Annotated in this window: 17 protein-coding genes and 1 pseudogene; 8 read left to right on the top strand and 10 right to left on the bottom strand. The window is 59.7% G+C overall.

From position 1 onward, the window contains the following. Positions 1-563 (bottom strand): annotated as a pseudogene (locus ACIOJF_RS17880) (HNH endonuclease); the annotation flags it as partial. Positions 564-896: 333 nt separating this feature from the next. Between ACIOJF_RS17880 and ACIOJF_RS17875 the strand changes: the two are divergent. Continuing rightward, positions 897-2,378 (top strand): amino acid permease, encoded by a 1,482-nt coding sequence (locus ACIOJF_RS17875; protein WP_402741994.1) that lies wholly within the window; start codon positions 897-899, stop codon positions 2,376-2,378. Positions 2,379-2,977: 599 nt separating this feature from the next. Here ACIOJF_RS17875 and ACIOJF_RS17870 read toward each other — a convergent pair. From ACIOJF_RS17870 to ACIOJF_RS17845, 6 genes are all read right to left on the bottom strand, one after another. Then, on the bottom strand, positions 2,978-3,958 hold the full coding sequence (locus ACIOJF_RS17870; RefSeq protein WP_133835093.1) for a cyclase family protein: 981 nt from the start codon (positions 3,956-3,958) through the stop codon (positions 2,978-2,980). Beyond that, complete coding sequence (locus ACIOJF_RS17865; protein ID WP_133835094.1) at positions 3,955-4,203, bottom strand: hypothetical protein; 249 nt, start codon at positions 4,201-4,203, stop codon at positions 3,955-3,957. The genes ACIOJF_RS17870 and ACIOJF_RS17865 overlap by 4 nt, the downstream gene beginning before the upstream one ends. Positions 4,204-4,220: 17 nt before the next feature. After that, complete coding sequence (locus ACIOJF_RS17860) at positions 4,221-5,558, bottom strand: TRAP transporter large permease subunit (RefSeq protein ID WP_133835095.1); 1,338 nt, start codon at positions 5,556-5,558, stop codon at positions 4,221-4,223. 33 nt (positions 5,559-5,591) lie between these two features. After that, positions 5,592-6,368, bottom strand: coding sequence for an NAD(P)-dependent oxidoreductase (locus ACIOJF_RS17855; RefSeq protein WP_133835096.1), 777 nt, complete (start codon positions 6,366-6,368; stop codon positions 5,592-5,594). Between the two features lie 20 nt (positions 6,369-6,388). Then, positions 6,389-7,012, bottom strand: a complete 624-nt coding sequence (locus ACIOJF_RS17850; protein WP_286172351.1) for a methyltransferase — start codon at positions 7,010-7,012, stop codon at positions 6,389-6,391. Positions 7,013-7,330: 318 nt separating this feature from the next. Further along, positions 7,331-8,110 carry an IclR family transcriptional regulator gene (locus tag ACIOJF_RS17845; protein ID WP_133835097.1) on the bottom strand — a complete coding sequence of 260 codons (780 nt, stop codon included), beginning with the start codon at positions 8,108-8,110 and terminating at the stop codon, positions 7,331-7,333. Positions 8,111-8,248: 138 nt separating this feature from the next. On the opposite strand from ACIOJF_RS17845, the gene ACIOJF_RS17840 reads away from it, so the two are divergent. The 4 genes from ACIOJF_RS17840 to ACIOJF_RS17825 all read left to right on the top strand — a co-directional run bounded on the left by ACIOJF_RS17840 (position 8,249) and on the right by ACIOJF_RS17825 (position 11,657). Further along, the gene (locus ACIOJF_RS17840) at positions 8,249-8,749 is read left to right on the top strand and encodes a tripartite tricarboxylate transporter TctB family protein (protein WP_286172352.1); all 501 of its coding nucleotides are present in this window, start codon (positions 8,249-8,251) and stop codon (positions 8,747-8,749) included. Position 8,750: 1 nt separating this feature from the next. Next, positions 8,751-10,256, top strand: a complete 1,506-nt coding sequence (locus ACIOJF_RS17835; RefSeq protein WP_133835098.1) for a tripartite tricarboxylate transporter permease — start codon at positions 8,751-8,753, stop codon at positions 10,254-10,256. A 39-nt stretch (positions 10,257-10,295) separates the two neighbouring features. Beyond that, positions 10,296-11,291 carry a tripartite tricarboxylate transporter substrate binding protein gene (locus tag ACIOJF_RS17830; RefSeq protein WP_133835099.1) on the top strand — a complete coding sequence of 332 codons (996 nt, stop codon included), beginning with the start codon at positions 10,296-10,298 and terminating at the stop codon, positions 11,289-11,291. Between the two features lie 120 nt (positions 11,292-11,411). After that, positions 11,412-11,657, top strand: coding sequence for a hypothetical protein (locus tag ACIOJF_RS17825; protein WP_166650884.1), 246 nt, complete (start codon positions 11,412-11,414; stop codon positions 11,655-11,657). On the opposite strand, the gene ACIOJF_RS17820 is transcribed toward ACIOJF_RS17825, so the two are convergent. Further along, positions 11,654-11,935, bottom strand: a complete 282-nt coding sequence (locus tag ACIOJF_RS17820; RefSeq protein ID WP_105658972.1) for a hypothetical protein — start codon at positions 11,933-11,935, stop codon at positions 11,654-11,656. The two genes, ACIOJF_RS17825 and ACIOJF_RS17820, sit on opposite strands and share 4 nt — an antisense overlap. 453 nt (positions 11,936-12,388) lie before the next feature. On the opposite strand from ACIOJF_RS17820, the gene ACIOJF_RS17815 reads away from it, so the two are divergent. After that, on the top strand, positions 12,389-14,059 hold the full coding sequence (locus ACIOJF_RS17815) for a thiamine pyrophosphate-binding protein (protein WP_133835101.1): 1,671 nt from the start codon (positions 12,389-12,391) through the stop codon (positions 14,057-14,059). Positions 14,060-14,132: 73 nt separating this feature from the next. After that, positions 14,133-15,170, top strand: a complete 1,038-nt coding sequence (locus tag ACIOJF_RS17810; RefSeq protein WP_105658970.1) for an endonuclease/exonuclease/phosphatase family protein — start codon at positions 14,133-14,135, stop codon at positions 15,168-15,170. Here the strand turns inward: ACIOJF_RS17810 and ACIOJF_RS17805 are convergent. Both ACIOJF_RS17805 and ACIOJF_RS17800 read right to left on the bottom strand, forming a co-directional pair. Beyond that, a complete protein-coding gene (locus ACIOJF_RS17805; RefSeq protein WP_402741993.1) occupies positions 15,167-16,468 on the bottom strand; it encodes a D-arabinono-1,4-lactone oxidase in 1,302 nt (433 codons plus the stop codon). The genes ACIOJF_RS17810 and ACIOJF_RS17805 overlap by 4 nt on opposite strands. Beyond that, entirely contained in the window at positions 16,465-17,655 is a 1,191-nt protein-coding gene (locus ACIOJF_RS17800) for an alanine racemase (protein WP_105658968.1), read from the bottom strand. The genes ACIOJF_RS17805 and ACIOJF_RS17800 overlap by 4 nt, the downstream gene beginning before the upstream one ends. Before the next feature lie 113 nt (positions 17,656-17,768). Here ACIOJF_RS17800 and ACIOJF_RS17795 point away from each other — a divergent pair, with 113 nt between their 5' ends. Continuing rightward, positions 17,769-18,533 (top strand): hypothetical protein, encoded by a 765-nt coding sequence (locus ACIOJF_RS17795; RefSeq protein ID WP_402741992.1) that lies wholly within the window; start codon positions 17,769-17,771, stop codon positions 18,531-18,533. The last annotated feature ends 525 nt before the right edge of the window (positions 18,534-19,058 follow it).

Raw genomic sequence — 19,058 nt, 5'->3', positions numbered from 1 at the left:
GGGTCGGAGATGTAGGCCAGGGCGAATTTTCGGACTGTTTCCTTGATTTGGGTGGTGCCCATGGATTCGAACATGTGCGGGTTCTGGGCGTAGAGGTGGTCGAATTCGGTGCGGCGCTGGGGTTTGAGGTCTTGGAGCGGGGTGAGGATGGCTTGGGTTTGGGCTTCGGTGAATTCGCCGCGGGCGCAGGCGGCGGCGAGGTTCGGGGTGTCTTCGAAGAGGATGCGGCAATTGACCAGGTAGTTGCGCATGCCGTGCGGTGATTGCTTGCGGGCCAGGGCGACGCAGGCGGCTGCGCCGCGGGTTTGGTCATCGAGGTGGATGCCGCGTTCTTCGTGGTCGCGGACGTATTCTTTTTCGATTTGGTGGGCGAGGCCGGCCTGTTTGCAGCGTGCTGCGGAGATGAGGGCTTCCAGTAGTTCGATGCCGTGGGCGCAGTCGGCTTTGCTGCCGTGTTCTTCGAGGGCGGAGAGGTCGTTTTGCACGGTTTGGACGTGGAGGTCGAATTCCTCGGGGGGTGCTGGTGGGGTGAGGCTGTTTCCGTGCGCCTTTGCTTCGGACATGTTCTAATTATACTTCGCTTGTTCGAATATGTCTTCTAATGGTATGGAAAACTTCAGGGGTTTTCGATAGGCGAGAGTGCGCGAAGCGGAATAAAATGCATAAATATGCATTCCCGATCATGAAATCCATCTCAAAAGCTGGCTGCCGAGCGATGCGCAAATACGGCTAATGCCAAGAAGAAGCGGGAATTAGTGTGAACCCGCCGGATTCCTGAAAAGTCGGGGCCAGCTGGATTATGACATGATATTCCAGTTCAGAACTTCCACGCGCAGCGCCCGGCCGCATCCTAGGCAGGGGCGAGGCAGCACCACCATTCCCCTTGAGGATCCGCGATGAACCGCAAACCGTCCGTGAGCTCCAGTCCGGCCACCCTGCTGGGCGCGCAGCTGCGCCGCCGCAAGTCGATCACGAATATGATCGCCGAAGCGGAAACCAATGCAGGGGCAGGCCAGCTGCGCCGCACCTTGGGCATGTGGCAGCTGACCATGATCAGCGTCGGCGCCACCATGGGCACCGGCATCCTGGTGATCCTCGGCGATACCGTGCCGATCGCCGGTCCGGCCATCTGGATCTCGTTCGTGATCGCGGGCATTACCGCGCTGCTTTCGGCGGTGTCCTACGCCGAAATGGCCGGCATGGTTCCGGTTTCCGGCTCCAGCTATTCCTATTCCTATGCCACCATGGGCGAAGGCATCGCCTGGATCTGCGGCTGGTGCCTGGTGCTCGAATACGCGGTGTCGGTGGCTGCGGTGGCCGTGGGTTCGGGCCAGTACGTGAACGAAACGTTGCGCACTTTCGGCATGGAGCTGCCCGAGCTGCTGGCTGGCGGCCCGGCCGACGGCGGAGTGGTGAACCTGCCGGCGCTGATCGTCGTCGCACTGGCCACCTTGCTGCTGGTGCGCGGGGCGCGCGAGTCGGCCATCGTGAACTCGATCGTCGTGGCCATCAAGGCCGGCATCCTGCTCTTCTTCTCGGCCGTCGCCTTCAGCGCTTTCAATGCGGGCAACTTCGAGCCGCTGCTGCCAATGGGCGCCGCCGGCGTGACCGCGGCGGCATCGAGCGTGTTCTTCTCCTATATCGGCTTCGACGCCGCCTCGACGGCCGGCGAGGAAGCCAAGAACCCGAAGCGCGACCTGCCCCGGGCGATCATGCTCTCCATGCTGATCGTGACCATCAGCTACGTGCTAGTGGCCGTTTCGGCGATCGGCGCGCGCGAATGGAACTGGTTCGAAGGCGCACAGGCGCCGCTGGTGCAGATCATCGGCGAACTGACCGGGCAGCCGGCCTTCGTGCTGGTCTTCGCGGTCGCCGCCGTGCTGGCCATCGCCTCGGTAGTGCTCACCGTGCTCTACGGCCAGACCCGCATCCTGCTGGCCATGTCGCGCGACGGGCTGGTGCCGGCGGTGTTCGGCAAGGTCTCGGCCCGCACCGGCACCCCGGTCGCCGGCACCTGGATCACCGGCATCCTGGTGGCGGTCACTGCCGGGTTCATCCCGCTGGGCGCACTGGCCGACGCCACCAGCATCGGCACGCTGTTCGCCTTCGCGCTGGTCGGCGCCTCGGTGATCTACCTGCGCAGAACCCAGCCCAAGGCCGAGCGCACCTTCCGCGTGCCGCTGTACCCGCTCACCCCGATCCTGGGCATCTTCGCTTGCCTGTTCCTGATGAGCCAGCTCGGTTGGCATACCTGGCTGGTGTTCATCATCTGGATGATCGTCGGCGCAGCGCTCTACCTTGGCTACGGCCGGCGCCGTTCGCGCCTGGGCCAGATGAGCGCGCAGGACTACGCGGCCAGCCACGGAAACGAAAAGTAGCTGCGCGCCTGAACAGCATCAGGTAGCTCAATTCGGACTTCCCCGACCCGCGGGAACCCCGTTGGCGGAGCTCGTGTGACAGAAGATCGAGGGGGAGAACGGGGCAGATTTTCCTCAGTTTCAACGTGAGGACGCGCATTTTAAGCAGGTGCAACAGGCCATCGGGGATCGCGTGAGCGAAACGTTCAAGTATCTGTAACACTCGATGCTCGAAGAACACGAGGACATAGCCTCTGCGGTTAAATCGCTACTCCGGAGCCCATTAAAGCAGCCGGGCACGAGCGGCGCGAGGCCTTGGGCCAAGTGAGTTCCGCTTCTGGCGACGCTACCCTGAAGGTATGGCGCGCTGGTCGGCGGTCATCCCGCGCAGTTGCGACGGAAACGACAATGCCTCCTAATGGCTGTCGCTGTCTGCCGGGCACCGCATGGAAATGACGTGCACTTCTTGGGGCAGATCTACACGGGGCTGGGCTGGATCCTAGCTAGTATTGCCAAGATCGGCCGGCGGAAGACATTGAACAGCTGCTCCAGACCTGAGCTCCATCTGGAGATGGCCGCCTGCGCTTCTTGGCAACGGCGGAAGGATAGCGATTCTACCGCTAGATCATCGCGGTGGCATTTGCTGGAGATCCCGTTCCGCCAATGACGTTGAGCGGCTTGATGGCGAGAAAACAATCCCAACGTTGCAACTGGTTCATCCGGCGGGCCAAAGGCCCCAGGCGCCACAACTCTCCGAGCGGAAGCCCGAGTTTTGCCAAGAACTCTTGGTGCATCATCCCGCGATCATTCGGAGCTGTGGTGATGAAGGGGGAATCGGCTACAGGCGGGAGGCATTCAACGGCAAAGTTATCTGCCGCCAGGATGCTCAGCCCCGAGTCCCACGCCATGTCCAGCAGTTCTTCGGACTGCGCCAACCCGGTCGCCTTGCCGGAATCACGTTGCCTGGATTTTTCTTCGGGGGACAGACCCAAGAACCATTCGCTCCAGCCGGTGTGAATCAGCAGCGCATCGCCCTGTTCCAGCTCAATGCCTTGGTGCTCCATGGCAGCAAGGAGCAGGGATAGCGGGATCGGCACACCATTTGCATGGTCCAGGTCTTGGCCCTGAGCTCTAGTGAAACCGTCAACGTCCACCAAGAGGCCACGAGTAACAATGGGTTGATCCGACCAGTACTGGATGCCCAGTTCGGTGGTTCCGGGGATGATCTTCTCATCGGGCACACCGTTGTAAAATCCCACTTCATCAGAACGCCGGTGGCGCAGCCCATCGATCTGCGACGAGCCCTGAAGGTAAAAGCTGTCCAGATAGTCATCGCGATGGGCCACATGGTTGCCGAAAATATGGTGCTTTGGCGCGCTACGTGTTTTGGACATCCCAGGTGAAAAGGCATCGATCGGATAATCAAGCCCGAAGGTTTCACCCAGGCGAACTGAAGCAGCCGCCTGAATTCGTTTGGCCGCATCGATTTTTTGGGGAACGCCAGCAGAAGGAGGGCTGAACAGGTCCCATGAAGTACCTGCAAGGGCGCCCGGACGTTGTTTCAGTTCGGCACGAGTAGGATACTTTTTCTGATCGCTCACTTTGACGAGTTCTCCTGCGCGTATTCCAGCGGGGTGGAGCCCACATGGAGCATCAGATACGCGGCAATCGAAGAGACGGACGCGCTGATGCAAAGTATCGTTTTGAATACCGTGTTGGGTGCGGCCAGAAGCATTGCATTGCCTGCAATAATCCCCACCAGCTGCAATAGGACGAAGACGATTCCGCCACACAACGCCACGGCCAAGGAAGCGACGAAGGTTTTTCGAAGTATAGATCGGTACATTTTGGCCCCCTGTGGGTTTAGACCGGCAAGATTCCGGAAGCAATCAGCACGCCGATTGCCAACAATGGAAGAGCATAGAACAGCATCATGCGGCGGAAGGTGTTATACGGGTTGACGCCGGCGATGCCGCACGCGACGTATAACGGGGCTCCTCCCGGCGGTACGGCTGCTTCACAAGAGGAGAACACCAGCACTGCGACCGCCGCAGTTGGTGCTGGAACACCGGCGGCAACCAGCGCTGCAACACCCACGGTTCCCACGGCGGCCATCGTCGCCGTTGATGACAGCGGAGCAGCCACTGCAACCACGATCAATCCAATCACCAGGGCAAGCAGCCATACCGGCAAGTCAAGCTGGTTCAGCACTGCAGTCAACTGCTCCGGCAAGCCGGTGCTTGCCAGGGCATTAGCTCCGGCGAAAGCGAATAGCACGGTAATTCCTACGATGCCGAAACGGGGGATGGAAGCCTCGATCATCTGCGACCATTCTTTGGCCGTTCGCGGCAGCTTACTGAATCCGAGCAGCAAACCCATAATGATCAATACGATAGGAATCCAGAAAATCGGGCTGACAGCTTTGGACACATCAGTTTCCGTATGCTCGCTCAGTACTTCGGCCATGAATCCGCTGGTGATGATCATTGGAAAAGCGACACCGACGAACAATAGCAGCGTGGTCCATCCTTGCTTGAATGCGACCGATAGCTGCTGCCGTTGTTCCTTCGGTGTTGATTGTGCGCCGCTCCGGCGGACCAAGATATAGGTAACGACCAGGCGGTGCGCAACGCACCAGAGCCCGCCAAAAATCAGCGGAACGATGAGCTCGTTTGCTGATAGCAATGGGCCGACGGTTGAGGAACCCACCAGGACGAACATCGAGGCACTGAATGGGAAAGTGATTCCCATGCCCGCGTTGCCAGCCACGATGGTCGCCGCCGTAGGACGGTCGATCTTTGATCGTTCCATCCATGGGATGGTAATTGAACCGACAGTTGCGGCGATGGCTGCTTGGTTATGCACGATGCTGCCCAACCCGGCCGAGGACACCGTGGACACGTAGGCGGCGCCGCCTTTGCTGCCGCCGATCAACGAGTCCAGCAGGTTGATCATGCGTTCCATGACCCCTGCGCGTTCGAGCAGGTAACCCATGAACACAAAGATCACTGTTGCATAGACAATTTCATCGGTGAGCGCTTCATAGAGCGCAACCCAGCCAACGGACATCATCTGCTTGCCACTGAATGCTGCGGCGACGATGAAGCCAAGAATCATTGCTTCACCGACGTTACGGCGTAGCAAGACCGTCCAAATGATGATGACCGCGAGGTAGACGCCCAGCGCCCAGATGCCAATCATGATGGTTCCTTCCGATGCTCGCCCGCGTCGCCGCTAGCCAGCTGTCATCCTATTATCGATTGCCATACGCTCCATTGCACTGGCAGAGGCATCGGTCATTTCACGGGGGACGCCCAAGTCTTCCAAATATCCGCCGGTGGAACGCATTTCTGCTGCACGGCGTACTGCGTGCTTGGCCGTACCGGTCAAGAAGCGGTCGATAGTTGCCTGGCCGTCGCCGGCCAGCATTTTGGAGATCTCTGCTCGGACCCATGGTTCAAGTCCCGCAGCGGCGCCAGCGCGAACTGCCTCGATCACCACGGACGCAAGGCCCTTGGTAAAGACGCTTCGCAGCAGCTTATGAGCCATGGCGCTGCCCGGTCCACCCTCCACGACTTCAACCGGTGCTCCCACAGATTTAAGAAGATCAGCAAAGTCCTCCGCTCCTTGGCCGCTGGCCATCAACGGTGTTTTTGCCCCCTGTGCAATGACGGGTCCGAGGATCGCGACGTCAATGAAGTTGACCTGGCCCGACGTGGAGCCCAGTTTTTCCATGATCTTGGGGGAAGAACTGGTCAGATCCGCATAACCAGAGCCCGCTTTCATTGCGGGCAAGCATTCTTGGGCTACCTCCGATGCAGCGCCAGCGGCGGTCAGAACTAAAACGACGTCCGCATCCTTGACTGCTTCCGCGGCTGACCGGGCCAGTTCCACGCGTTGCGGAGCGTCGCTGATGAAAGGATCATAGCCGGTGATTTCATGTCCAGCTTCGAGTAGCGCGGCAGCGTAAATCTGCCCGACTTCACCTAGTCCGATGAGTGCACATTTCATAGTGTTAGGGCCTTAGATAATTAGGAATGGGAGATATTTCGGTCAGCAAGAATGGCCGCGCGGCGCTGGCTCTCGTCGAGATGCACGGCTTCCGCGGCAGTGGCGATTTCCTCGGCACGGCTGGCTGGAACGATTACCAGACCATCCGAATCGCCGATGACAATATCGCCAGGGCTCACTGCAACGCCACCGAACGCGATGGTGCCGTTAATTTCGAAAGGGCCATTCTTGTATGGGCCGGCAGGGCTAGTAGCACGGGCAAACACTGGCAGGCGGATTTCTCCGAGATCCACTGCGTCTCGCACCGCTCCATCAATGGCAAAGCCGGCGACCCCCTTTGAAACAGCGCGTTCGCCGATCAGCTCACCGAGCAGCGCGCGGTCTGTGTAGCCGCCGCCATTGACCATGATGACTTCACCTGGTTGAACGTGCTTGAGCGCCTCATGAATCCCGGCATTGTCGCCGGGGGCTACCCAGACGGTGTAGGCGGGACCCGCCAACTTGGCTCCTTCCCAGACGGCTTGTATCTCCGCCGAAGCGATTCCAAGTCGTTGCATGGCATCGCCGATGTTGGCAGCAGGAAGCTCGGTGAGCCGGTCGATCGTAGATTGGCTGACTTGTATGTATTCAGTCGATTGGTTCACTGGTCACCTATTCCAAGGCCTGTGGCGCAGAATTTCACAAGAGAACATTTCATTATATGTTCTTAGATTTCACACTACGCAATTAATTGATGATGTATGGAATCATGACATGTTCTGCATCACAGTGTCAAGGAGGATTTCGCGGGGAGGTTTCGAAGGTTCAGCCTTGCAGGAGCGGGGCGCAAGCTGCGCGTGGCTCCAGGCAAAGCGATTCCGGGAGGGTTCTAGCGCCTGTGCCGCGGTATTTAATGGCGCGCAGGATCGAGGCGGCGCACGGACGCGAAAGGCGGAATTTGCGCGATGTTATCTGGTGGGCGGCTAGTAGACGCTGCTTGCCAGCAAATCGGACAGGCGTCGAGCTGCCTGGAGTAGTTCGGGGGCCTTGGCTTCCAGTGTGTCGCGGGGGATCGTGGCTATGGGTCCGGTCAGCGAGAGGGCTTCGGTGGGAAGGCCTTGGCGAGCTGGGACGGCCACGGCGATGGAAATAATTCCCAGTGCGCGCTCATCCTCGGAAATAGCGTAGTTCGAATCGAGGCGGGGTGTCCGAACCCTGATGGCCTCAAGATCGAAATTCTCCGCTTCGTACTGCAGGCGCCTTGAAGATTCGGCGATCCGGGTTAGTTCGTCATCATCGGCACCACGAAGGAGGATGCGCCCTGCAGCACCGGCAGTAAGCGGCAGGCGGCGGCCTTGCGGCAAGTTGTACCCAAGCGAAGTCTCTCCTACCACGCGTTCAACCAGTACGCGCTCGCTGCCGAGGCGAGTGTAGAGCGACGCTGTCAGCTTGGTTGCCTGCGAGAGCTGCTGGAGGATTGGTTGGGCCACCCGGGGCAGGGGGTCGTTCTCCAGGAAAACTCGGGCAGCAGGCAATACCGCTGGACCCAATCGGTAGCTCTTGTCAGTTTGGCTGACCAGGCCGGCTTCCTGCAGCACCCTGAGGATGCGCAGGGTCGTAGGCGAGCTCATCCCCATGTCGGCGGCAATTGCGCTGAGTCGCCGGGGGTGTTCGTAGCGCTGGATCTGCTCGAATACGGCAATGGCCCGGGTGAGTGACCTCATGCCGTTGGGAGCTTCAGACTTATCTTTTTCTACCGCCATGATTTCATTCTACGCAATTATTTTGTAATTTGGCACACTTCCTTGACTGCCACTTGTGCGTCATGTCACTATTTCATGGAGCGCTAAACAATTTTACTGTATGAAATTTCTGAACGAACTATGTAATCGGAGGAAGTCGTGTCGAGCGATCTAACGGAGAGGCAGAACCCTCCTGGCGTGTGGCCGGTAGTGGCCGGCCAAGCAATCATCGGCCTTGTCGGTCTGTACGCGCTTATAGGTTCGGTGAGTTTAGGACTATGGAGCAGCATGGGGCCGGGTGCCGGGTTCTTTCCTGCGGTGCTCGGCGCGTTCCTCGTTGTTCTAGCCATTGTCTGGTTCATCCAGGAGCGTTCCGCGCCACAGGAGCCGGGTGAGGCTGAGGCTTTCGAGCGGGCGCAAGTATTTGCGGTTGTGGCCAGCCTGGTTGTACTGGCGGCAGCGTTGCCGTTTCTCGGTTTCCAGCTGAGCATGCTGGCTTTCCTGATGTACCACCTGAACTTCCGAGCTCGGATCGGGTGGATTAGAGCAGTAGTGATTTCTCTTTGCGGGAGTGTAGGCGTGTTCTACCTGTTCACAAAGGTCCTGCACGTTTCGCTTCCTCTGGCATCTGTTCCGCCCTTGAATTTGATTGGACTTTGAGATGGATGTTCTCAACGAACTCATGATGGGTTTTGCCGAGGCGATGACGTGGCAAAACCTGCTGTTCGCATTTGTCGGCTGCCTATTGGGCACTGTTATCGGAGTTCTGCCCGGTATCGGGCCGGTCGCGGGAATCGCATTGTTGATCCCGCTGACTCTGAACCTCGATCCTGCTGGTTCCATCATCATGCTGTGCGCTATCTTCTATGGCACTACCTACGGTGGAACAATAACCAGCGTTCTGCTCAATACGCCCGGTGAAGCAGCCTCGGCGATCACCGCCATCGATGGCTATCAGATGACGAAGATTGGCCGTGCTGGTGTAGCACTGACTATCGCTGCTGTCGGATCATTCGTCGGTGGCACAATCGCCACCGTCGGCTTGGTCATTGCGGCCAAGCCGCTGGGAAGCTTGGGGTTGCTCATCGGCCCGCCAGAATTCTTCGCACTCGTTGTAGTCGGGATCTCGCTGCTGGTGGCGCTAGCGGGGAAGTCGATGGTCAGGGCCTTGATTTCTGGAGCGTTGGGCCTGCTGATTTCGATGGTGGGCATTGACCCGGTCATGGGCGCTCCGCGTTTTACCTTCGGCATGGATCGATTGCTCGACGGTGTGTCATTCGTGGCCGTGATCGTAGGCATTTTCGGCTTGTCTGAGATCTTGTCTTACCGCCCGGGAAAGAATCAATCCGTTGCGCAGGCCCCGGGCTTGCGAGCTTTGCTCCCATCGCGCACGGACTGGGCACGCAGCACGCCGGCCTTTGCCCGAGGTACAGGCATTGGCTTTGCCATGGGGCTCATTCCAGGCATGACCGGATCGGTTTCTTCCCTGCTTTCCTATGGGGCTGAGAAGAAATTCTCGAAGTACCGCCACCAGCTCGGGCAAGGAGCCATCGAAGGGGTAGCCGGTCCCGAGACTGCCAACAACGCTCACGCCAACGGGGCACTAATCCCGCTATTCACTTTGGGCATTCCTGCCTCGCCTACGATCGCGGTACTGATGGGAGCTTTCCTGCAGCAAGGCCTGACTCCTGGGCCGACGTTGTTCGCTGAACATAGCACATTGGCGTGGACAATTATCGCCAGCCTTTTCATCGGCAACGTACTACTGCTTATTCTCAACGTTCCACTTGTCGGCTTGTGGACTTCCATCTTGAAGGTTCCATACCCGATCCTGGCAGGCCTGATCTTGATGTTCATGGTCGTGGGGGCGTACACGATCAATTTTTCCGTTTTCGATGTCTTCGTGATGATCATCTTCGGACTGGTGGGCCTCGGTCTTCGCCGGCTGGATATTCCCCTTGCCCCAATGGTCCTGACACTTGTCCTGGGTCCGTTGATGGAGCGATCCCTTCGCGAATCATTGGATATTTCGCATGGCAGCTTCGCGATCTTCTTTGATCGTCCTATCACGATGGTGTTGCTGCTCGTCGCCTTGGCAATCGTCTGCAGTCCGCTCTTGAAATTGCGTAAGCCAGCTGTGCTGGCAGCTGAAGACCCCGAAAGCTAGACAACGCAAAATCTATTCACTCAACCCGAAGGAAACACAATGAAACGCATGATCTCGATTCTTGCCGTTGGAGCATTCACCTTGGCTGCAGCAGGCTGCGGATCAAGCAACGCAGCATCAGGTGGCGGAGGGGAAGAGTTCCCCAAAAACGGCAAATCCGTTGAACTAGTAGTAGCGTTCTCGCCGGGTGGACCTGTGGACACAGCTGCCCGGCTGATCCAGCCCATACTCGAAAAAGAGCTCGGGACCAACGTTGAGGTGGTAAACAAACCAGGTGCCGGTGGTCAGATTGGCTATACGGCGTTGGCCAATGCCAAGGCTGATGGCTACACCATTGGTGCCGTTGGGTCGCCTTCAATTGTCGTCATTCCCATGGACGAATCCCGCGGTGCGGCCTTCACCCGCAGCGACCTGCAGCCCCTGGGCCGCCAGGTTGTGGATCCGATGGTGATTGCGGTTCAGCCGGACAGCAAATATTCGAGTCTCAAGGATCTGATCGAAGAAAGCAAGGCAACCCCGGGTGCGCTAAATGCAACAACCACAGGGCAGATGGGCGGTGAGCATTTCGCGATTGCCCAGATCAACGAGGCCACTGGTTCTGCATTCAGCCCAGTGCACTTCTCTGAGGGAGCTTCCCAGGCATCTACCGCCTTCCTGGGCAAGCACGTGGAAGTGCTTGTCGGGAATATCAGCGAGGTAGTTGACTTGGCGAATCAGGGCAAAGCCAGAGTGCTCGGGGTGATGGATGCCGAACGCACCGACGCGCTGCCGGACGTACCGACATTCGCTGAAGAAGGATACGACGTGATCGCGACGACTGCCCGTGGTTATGCGGCACCAGAAGGCCTGCCAGAGGAAGTGGGCAAGAAGCTGGAAGCTGCCCTGCAAACTGCGATTGAAGACGAGGCAGTAGTTGAAAAGATGGAAAACCTCGGATTGGCAACTAGCTACCAAAATGCGACCGACTATGACGAATTCTGGACTCGCCAGGAGGGGGACTACAAGGCTGTCCTGCCATTAGTCCAGGCTAAATAGCAGTGGATCGGAACGGGCGGAGCTGAAATTTAGGACAGCAGCGGGGCTGGCCGTGAGTTCCATGAAATAAGCAGGAGGGCTTTGGATGGCAAATTTGCCAGCCAAAGCCCTCCTGCGTTGATGGGACGTTTGTGGCTAGTAGCTGAGCCCGAAGCCGTAGTCGAAGAGCGCTCCATCGGCAGTTTCGCCGTAGCCGGGCAGGTCGCTGGCCTCGTCCATGACGAATGGCTGGCGGATCGCACCGGGCGCTTAATGCCCGTCGCGCTGCTGAATTCGCCGTTCGCCGCGCTTGATGAGCAGCAGCGAAGTTCCGCGAAGTTGGGGGCGAGTGCGGCTCTCCGTACCGCCCCCAGTTCTGGCGCCTAGATTTCGCAGGTTTCGGCGGGCGCGTTGCGGATCAATCCGCGCTCGGCCACCAGCGTGCTGATGAGCAGAATGGCGGCGGCCGCGTTCCAGGGAACGAGCGGCAAGTAGCCTTCTGGCGGCAGGTCGGAAAGCAGCCAGCGGGTTACCAGGAACGTGGCCAATCCCAGCGCAAGCGAAATGGCGAATGCGATGCCCCGGTGTTTCTTGGAGACGCCCTGCCACGCGGGGATTGATCCGTCGGCAGGTGCTTCAGAGGTGATTCCCAAGAACTTCAGCATGCGTTCCTTCTCGATAATGTCCGGTAGTTGTCATATAAAGATCAAGTCAACTAAGTGTTATTTCGATAGTATCGAATCTGAAAATTGCTGTACATGGTACTTTCGGATGACACTTCGACCTCGAACACCGAGCCCGGGTGAAACTTTTGGCCCCGTGCACGGCGCCGTGGCGCCATTCGGCGTCCGGTGCAGCCAAGCGCGGGGACAGGACCGAGGTGCGTGGACGCATCGCTCGGAACGCTGCGAGATCGCCCCCGGGGGAAGTGTTAATGGGAAGGCGCACTAGCGGCCTAGCGCCAGGCGCGGTTCCTGCCTTATCATCAGTGAGTCAGGAACATGGCCCCGCCAGGTTCCGGCGCTCTCAAAAGGGGCGATACCCGTTGCGGTCCAGCAACCGGTAACGGCAGACATATATGGAATTTCTTCAGCACGATTTCTTGAAAAGAGTCCATAATGTCTAGCGTTTCAGCTGCCATTGCCCACGCCCTCAAGCCGCTGGCCCCGCGGATCTTCGGATTGATGGGCAACGGCAATGCCCACTTCCTCGACGCCGCAGTGCGTGCAGGCTTCGACTACACCGCCGTGCGCCACGAATCGGCCGCCGTTTCGGCCGCCGACGCCTACTTCCGCATCTCCAATAAGCTGGCCATCGCCTCCACCACTTACGGTGCCGGCTACACCAACACCATCACCGCACTGGCTGAAGCCGCCGCGGCCCGGACCCCGCTGCTGTTCGTCACCGGCGACGCGCCAACTTCCGGCCTGCGTGGCTGGGACGTCGACCAGGCCGCGATCGACACAGCAGTGCGAGCGCCGCGCTACGTCGTTGACCGCGACAACCCGGGTGCCACTGCTCTGGAGGCGGCCGCCCGGGCGTTGCGCGAACAGATGCCGGTTGTTTTGGCGATCCCTTATGATTTGGCCGCGGTGGATTCGCTCGAAGAGCAGCTGCCTGATTTCGCCTCCCTGCGCAGCACCCCTCCGGCACCGCAGCTGAACTCCACCCAGCTGGAGCAGATCGCTGGAAAGCTCAACGCCTCGCAGCGCACCCACATCCTCTATGGCCGCGGCGCGATCGATGCCGCCGCGCAGGTCCAGTCGCTGGCGCAGAAGCTGGACGCCACCACCTCGGGTACGTTGCTGGCCCGCGACCTGCTGGACTACGAGTTCGATTTGGGCATCACCGGAGGCTTCTCCACCGAGGCCAACGCCCGCATCATCGCGCAGGCCGATACGGTATTGGTACTCGGCGCCTCGTTGAACCAGTTCACCATGCGTTTTGGCGATCTGGTCGCGCAGGATGCCAGCTTGATCCAGATCGACCTGGGGTGCGCCGCCACCAACCCGCGCGTGGACTATTTCGCCACCGCCGATGCGGCCTTGGCCGCCGCGGACCTGCTCGGTGCGGTGGAGCAGGCGCAGGGCGGATGGCGTTCAGGCCTGGACCTGTCCAATCTGCGCACCCGTCCGGCCGGTGACGACCTGGCCGCCGACGGGCAGCTTGATCCGCGCCGCGTGGCCAGCGAACTGGAGAAGATCCTGCCGGCCAATCGCGTGCTGGTGCAAGACGGCGGCCACTTCATCGGCTGGGGGCCCATGTACTGGTCGACCTCCGGTGCACGCTCCTTGAGCTGCGTGGGCACCGCGTACCAGTCCATCGGCCTGGGCATCGCTTCCATGGTGGGCGCAGGCCCAGCGGCGCAGGGGCGCACGGTCGTGCTGGCCGCCGGCGATGGCGGCTTCCTGATGGGCCTGGCGGACCTCGAATCGATCGTTCGCACCGTGGAAAGTGGCGTAATCGTCATCTACAACGACTCCGCGTACGGAGCGGAAATCCACCAGTACGGATCCGTCGGCCTGCACGAAGACCCGATGCTGATCCCGACCGTGGATTTCGCCGGTATCGCCAAGGCCATGGGAGCCACCGGAATCCGCGTTGACACGCTCGAAGACCTCGCCGGGGTCCAGCAGTGGGTGGATGCCGGAGCCCGGGGCGTGTGCCTGGTGGATGCCCGTGTCTCGATGCATGTGCGTGCTCCTTATATGGACGAGGTCCTTTCCGCGAACAAGAAGGCCGCCGCGGCTGCGGCATTACAATCCGGTAAAGGTGGTGGCAAGCGGTAGCCGAACGTCGTAGGGTGGTTGAGTGCGCAAGTTATTAGTCGGAACAGCAAGTCTGGGTCTAGGGGCACTTTTGATGTTCCCCGCAACCGGCGCTTTTGCTGCACCCACTGGCCCTGGCGACTCGGCGGGTGCCAGCGCAGCGCAGCTTTCCGAGACCTCGCTTCGCGTGGCAACCATCCAGGCAAATCTCAGCGGCGAAACCCCCCAGGAGCTGCCCGCGAACCTGATGCGCGGATCCGACCGCCAGGCGGCGCAGGTTGCAGACAAGATCAGCAGCGCCAATGCGGACGTGGTGGTTCTGACAGATATGGACGCCACCCAGGACGCGGTTGATGCACTGAACGACCAGTATCTGAACAATCCCGACGATGCCCGCGCCGATGTGGAATACGGGTATTCCTACCTGGCCGTGGGCTCCAAGGGCCTGCAAAGCGGTGCCGATCTGAACGCTGATGGCGTCATCGGCGGCGCCGAGGATGCGTGGGGCCAGGCCGCATTCGCCGAGCAGGGTTCGATTGTCGTGCTATCGAAGTACCCGATTGCACAAGACCAGGTCACCAGCGTTTCCCAGCTCAAGTGGCAGGACGTTGCCAACGACATGATGCACCACACCGACTTCTCTGGTGTGCTGGCCGCCTCCATTCCGGTGATGAGCACCGGGCTGTGGGACATTCCCATCCAATACCGTGGCGAGCCGGTGCATATTCTTGCGACCCAAACCCAGCCAGATGCACAGGACCAGGAATTCGCCAAGGCACGCCAGGCTGATGAGTTGAAGGTTCTCACCGGCTACCTGGCCGGAGAGGACTACGTTCGCACCGATGAGGGCGAGCAAGCAGAAGGAGTCGGCGAAGACCGCTATGTCATCGCCGGCGCACTTGGCTTGCAGGAGAACGCGGCAGATCGCGTTGAACCATTCCTCCAGGGGCTCAAGCGCGCGAACGCTTTGAATGATTCCGGAAGCTACCTGGTCCCCAGCGCAACTTGGCAGGTATTGGGCCAGGGCCGCATCCAGGAGCATCCGCCAAGCAGTTCCCAGCCCCTGCCAGGAACGGTGCCGGACTTGGTGAAAGCATCAAGCCCGCTGATCTGGACCGATGTCCAGTTCTAGATGCCGAGCAAACCCCGCAGATAAGGATTGAGGAATCGTCCCTCCGGATCGGCAGTTTGGCGCACCCTCGTGAAATCGCTGAATTTCGGGTAGAGCTGCGCCAAATCCGCTGCTTGCAGGCTATGTTCCTTGCCCCAATGCGGCCGGCCGCCCAAAGAACGGAAGATCTCTTCCATGGCCGGGAAGTATCCCGGAGCCTTATCCCGAATGTAGCGGTGCACGGCAATGTATGCTGTCTGCCTGCCGCTGGCGGTACCCAACCAGGTGGAGTCCTCGGCCGCGGTACGCACCTCGACAGGGAAGGAAACTCCAATTCCCGAACGCCTGAAATACGCTCGCACCTTCGCGAAAGCTTCATCGAAGCCAGCTAGCGGCAGCGCATACTCCATCTCGGTGAAACGCACCCGTCGCGCACTGGTGAAAGCTTCATTCCATGGCGCGATGCTGCTGCGCTCCGGCAGGGCGGCGCAAGCCACCTCATTCAATTTGGCAGTGGTCCGGGGGACCGCTGCGCTCAGCGAGCTGAGCAGCTGCAACGCGCCATTGGAGAGCAGCTCATCGTTCAGCCAGCGGGCCACCGCAGGCGGTTGATCGGCAGGGACCTGGCCGTCGAGCCGGGTATTGATCTTCACCTGGGCTTTGCTGGTGCCCGGGAACCAGAAGAATTCCAGGTGGTCTTCTTGCCGGGCACGATCAACAAAGCTTTCGGCGATCTGCCCGATGGGTTCGATGGATTCAGCCGCACGCATCATGTAGTAGGGAACGCACCGCAGCCGGACGTGGGTGAGCACCCCCAGTACTCCCAGGCCAAGCCGGGACGCCTCGAATAATTCGCTATTCTCCTGCGCGCTGGCGCGCAGATGGGTCCCATCGGCCAGCATGAGCTGCACTCCGGTGACCGTTGCGCTGAATCCGCTGAATTCCAGGCCCGTGCCGTGGGTGCCGGTGCTGATTGCTCCAGCGACCGACTGCTTGTCGATATCTCCCATATTCTCCAACGCGAGGTTGAAGGGCCTGAGCAGGGCGGGGATCTGCCAGAGCCGGGTTCCGGCGCGGAACGTCACCTCGTGGGTGCGAGCGTCGACTTCCTCGATGCCGCGAAAGCCATCCAGATTCAGCAAGATCCCGTCGGTATCTGCCAGCGGAGTGAAGGAATGGCCTGCGCCGACGGTGCGCACCGGCTGGTGCTGGTCGGCGGCCTGCTCCAGGCTCTGTGCTAATTCTGCGATGCTGCGCGGAGAATGGACAGCTGCTGGGTGGGAGACCACGGTGCGTGCGAAATTCCTGAAAGTACTCACAGGAATGCTTTCCCTTCTCCACGGTAAGTAGGCCATTGTTCGACGATCCTGCCCTTGGAGTACACCGCCGCCTTATTAACGCGTTCGGCCGGTTCGCCGGACTTGGCATGGCGCAGCCACACGGTATCGCCAATGGCAATGCGATGCGCCGAGGGGCCAGTGAGCGGAGTCTGCACTTCGCCGGCGCCTTCCATGGCCAGGTAGCGAAGCTTCTTGGGATGCTCGATGGTGGGCAAGCGGTCCTTGCCGGCTGGGCCCGATGCGGCCCATCCGCCACCAAGGATGGTGACCGTTCGCTCATCGGGACGGCGGACTACCGGGAATCCCAGGTACAGGGCAGGGGTGGGGCGGAATGCGCGGTAGGAATCGAAGAGCGCGGGCGCGAATAATCCTGAGCCCGCGGCGATTTCGGTTACCGCTGGTTCTTGGATGGTGCTTTCTACCGAACCGGTACCTCCGGCATTTACAAACCGCAGGTCGCCGAGCTCCCGTACCAATTCCACGGTTTCGGCCCGGCGGTCCGCCAGTTCGGCGGCGCTGGCTTGGCGCAGCTTGCGGGCGATCAGTGCCCTGGGGCTGAAACCCCCATCGGGGACCGAAGCGATTTGGGATTCGTAGCCCATCAGCCCGTCCAAGATGAAGTTGCGCCGGCGGTGCACCTGGGCGGCCAGTTCGGCGACCTGTTCCGGCCGGGTCAGCGGGGAACGCGCGGCGCCGATACGGAGGTTGCTGCTGGGGTAATAGGCAGCATCCAGTTCCAGGGCGACCTTCAGCGGCCCGTGCCCCGGTGCGATCCTGTCGATCAAATCCAACTGCTCTTGGGTATCCACCATGAGCGTTACCTCTTCGCGTGCCTGTTCGCTGGCGGCCCACCGGCTGATCGCTTCGGCATCGGTTTGCGGGTAGGCAACCACCAAGTCCTTCAAGCCATGGCTGGCCAGCCATAATGCTTCGGCCAAGGTGAAGCAGAGAACGCCGCGGAAACCGGGCTCATCCAGGACCCGTTCCAATGCCTTGCGTACACGCAGGGATTTGGACGCGATGCGAATCGGCAGACCTCCGGCCCGTTCGCGCAGGGCGATCACGTTGGAATCGAAGGCATCCAGATCGAGCAGCGCGACCGGATGCTCCGAGATCCCGGCGCTTTTCAAGGCGTGGTTATACCGTTTGGCCTGAGCGTTCTTCATAGGCCAACTCTTGCACCAGCGTCGGGGAGTTTCAAGGAATTTTTCAAGACGCTTGCTTGAAAGCGCAAAGCCCAAGGTAACTCTCAGGGTCTTGCGGTTAAGCTGGAGCCATCATGAAAAACGATCCGATTTCAATGACTTTGATTGGCAAAGATGGAAAGCCGCGCTCCGGCGTGCAGGACGCCATCATGAAGGGCATCGGCGTGCAGCGCCCGCTGGTGCTTGCCTACATCAAGCGGCTGCGCAAAAAGCACCCTGACGCTACTACTGCCCAGCTGGCAGCTATTGTCGAGCGCGATTACCTGCGCGTAGTTACCGGTTCCGGTGCAGCCGTGGGTGGAACCGCAGCCGTTCCCGCTGTTGGTACCGGTATCGCCCTGGGCCTATCCATAACTGCGACCCTGGGCTTCCTGGAAGCCTCGGCGCTGTATGCGCAAAGCCTGGCAGAGCTGCACGGCATAGCCATCGACGATCCGGATCGTTCACGAGTCCTGGTTATGGGCATCATGATGGGCGATGAGGGCAGCTCGATGATTGCCGGATTGACTTCCCAGGCCGCAGGTCGCGGTGGGGGTCCAATCCAGGGATGGGCCAAGTCCTTCGGTGCCAGCAAGTCCACGAGCATCTACTCTGCAATGCAGCGCACCATGCAGAAGAAGTTCCTGCGCAAGATCATTGGCACCCAAGCGGCTAGCACCATCGGCCGTTTGGTTCCGTTTGGGGTCGGCGCGGCCATCGGTGGCGTAGGCAATCGATATATGGCCAAGCGCGTGATCGAGAATGCGGCAGTGGCCTTCGCCGGCATTCCCACGGTGGCGCCAAGCTCTCTGCCCCTGGATGATCCTAGAGTCATTGACGCAGAGATCGTCGAGGACTAGCTGAATCGCGGTAGCCGGCCACTGAGGTGGTCGGCTACCGGCTTTTAAGACGAATTTTTATGCGTTTTACAGATTTTTGCGAGCACCGAACCGCATGAACCCGGGCTTTAATCGGCGCTCCGGAATTAAGTGTGCACGGTCACCGTCAAAAACCACCCACCCGATTTGCAGGACCCCCAAAACCTGTGTATAGTTTTTCCTTGTCGCCGAGAACAAAACGGAAGAAATAACCGGATGTGAAACGGCGGCAGAACCCCAGAAAATCAAGGTTTTTCTACAGTCTTGTGGACAACAATTGAAAAGAACGGGAACTGAGAATACTGGTTCAAATCACAAACAATGGATTTGACTTTCAGGAATTCGAAGTTATAGAATATGAATATAACGCTGGACGAAATTACCGCCTGGAATGGTGGGTAAAGAACCGGTAAGTGTTTGTTGTTTGAGAACTCAATAGTGTGCCAAGTTTGTTGATACCGAATATTTTTATTTGGTGAATACATAACATTTGCTTGAGGCATTGCA

Origin of the sequence: Glutamicibacter sp. NPDC087831 (assembly GCF_044742845.1) — a bacterium.
GTDB lineage: Bacteria > Actinomycetota > Actinomycetes > Actinomycetales > Micrococcaceae > Glutamicibacter.
This window is presented reverse-complemented; position numbering and strand designations above follow the sequence as displayed.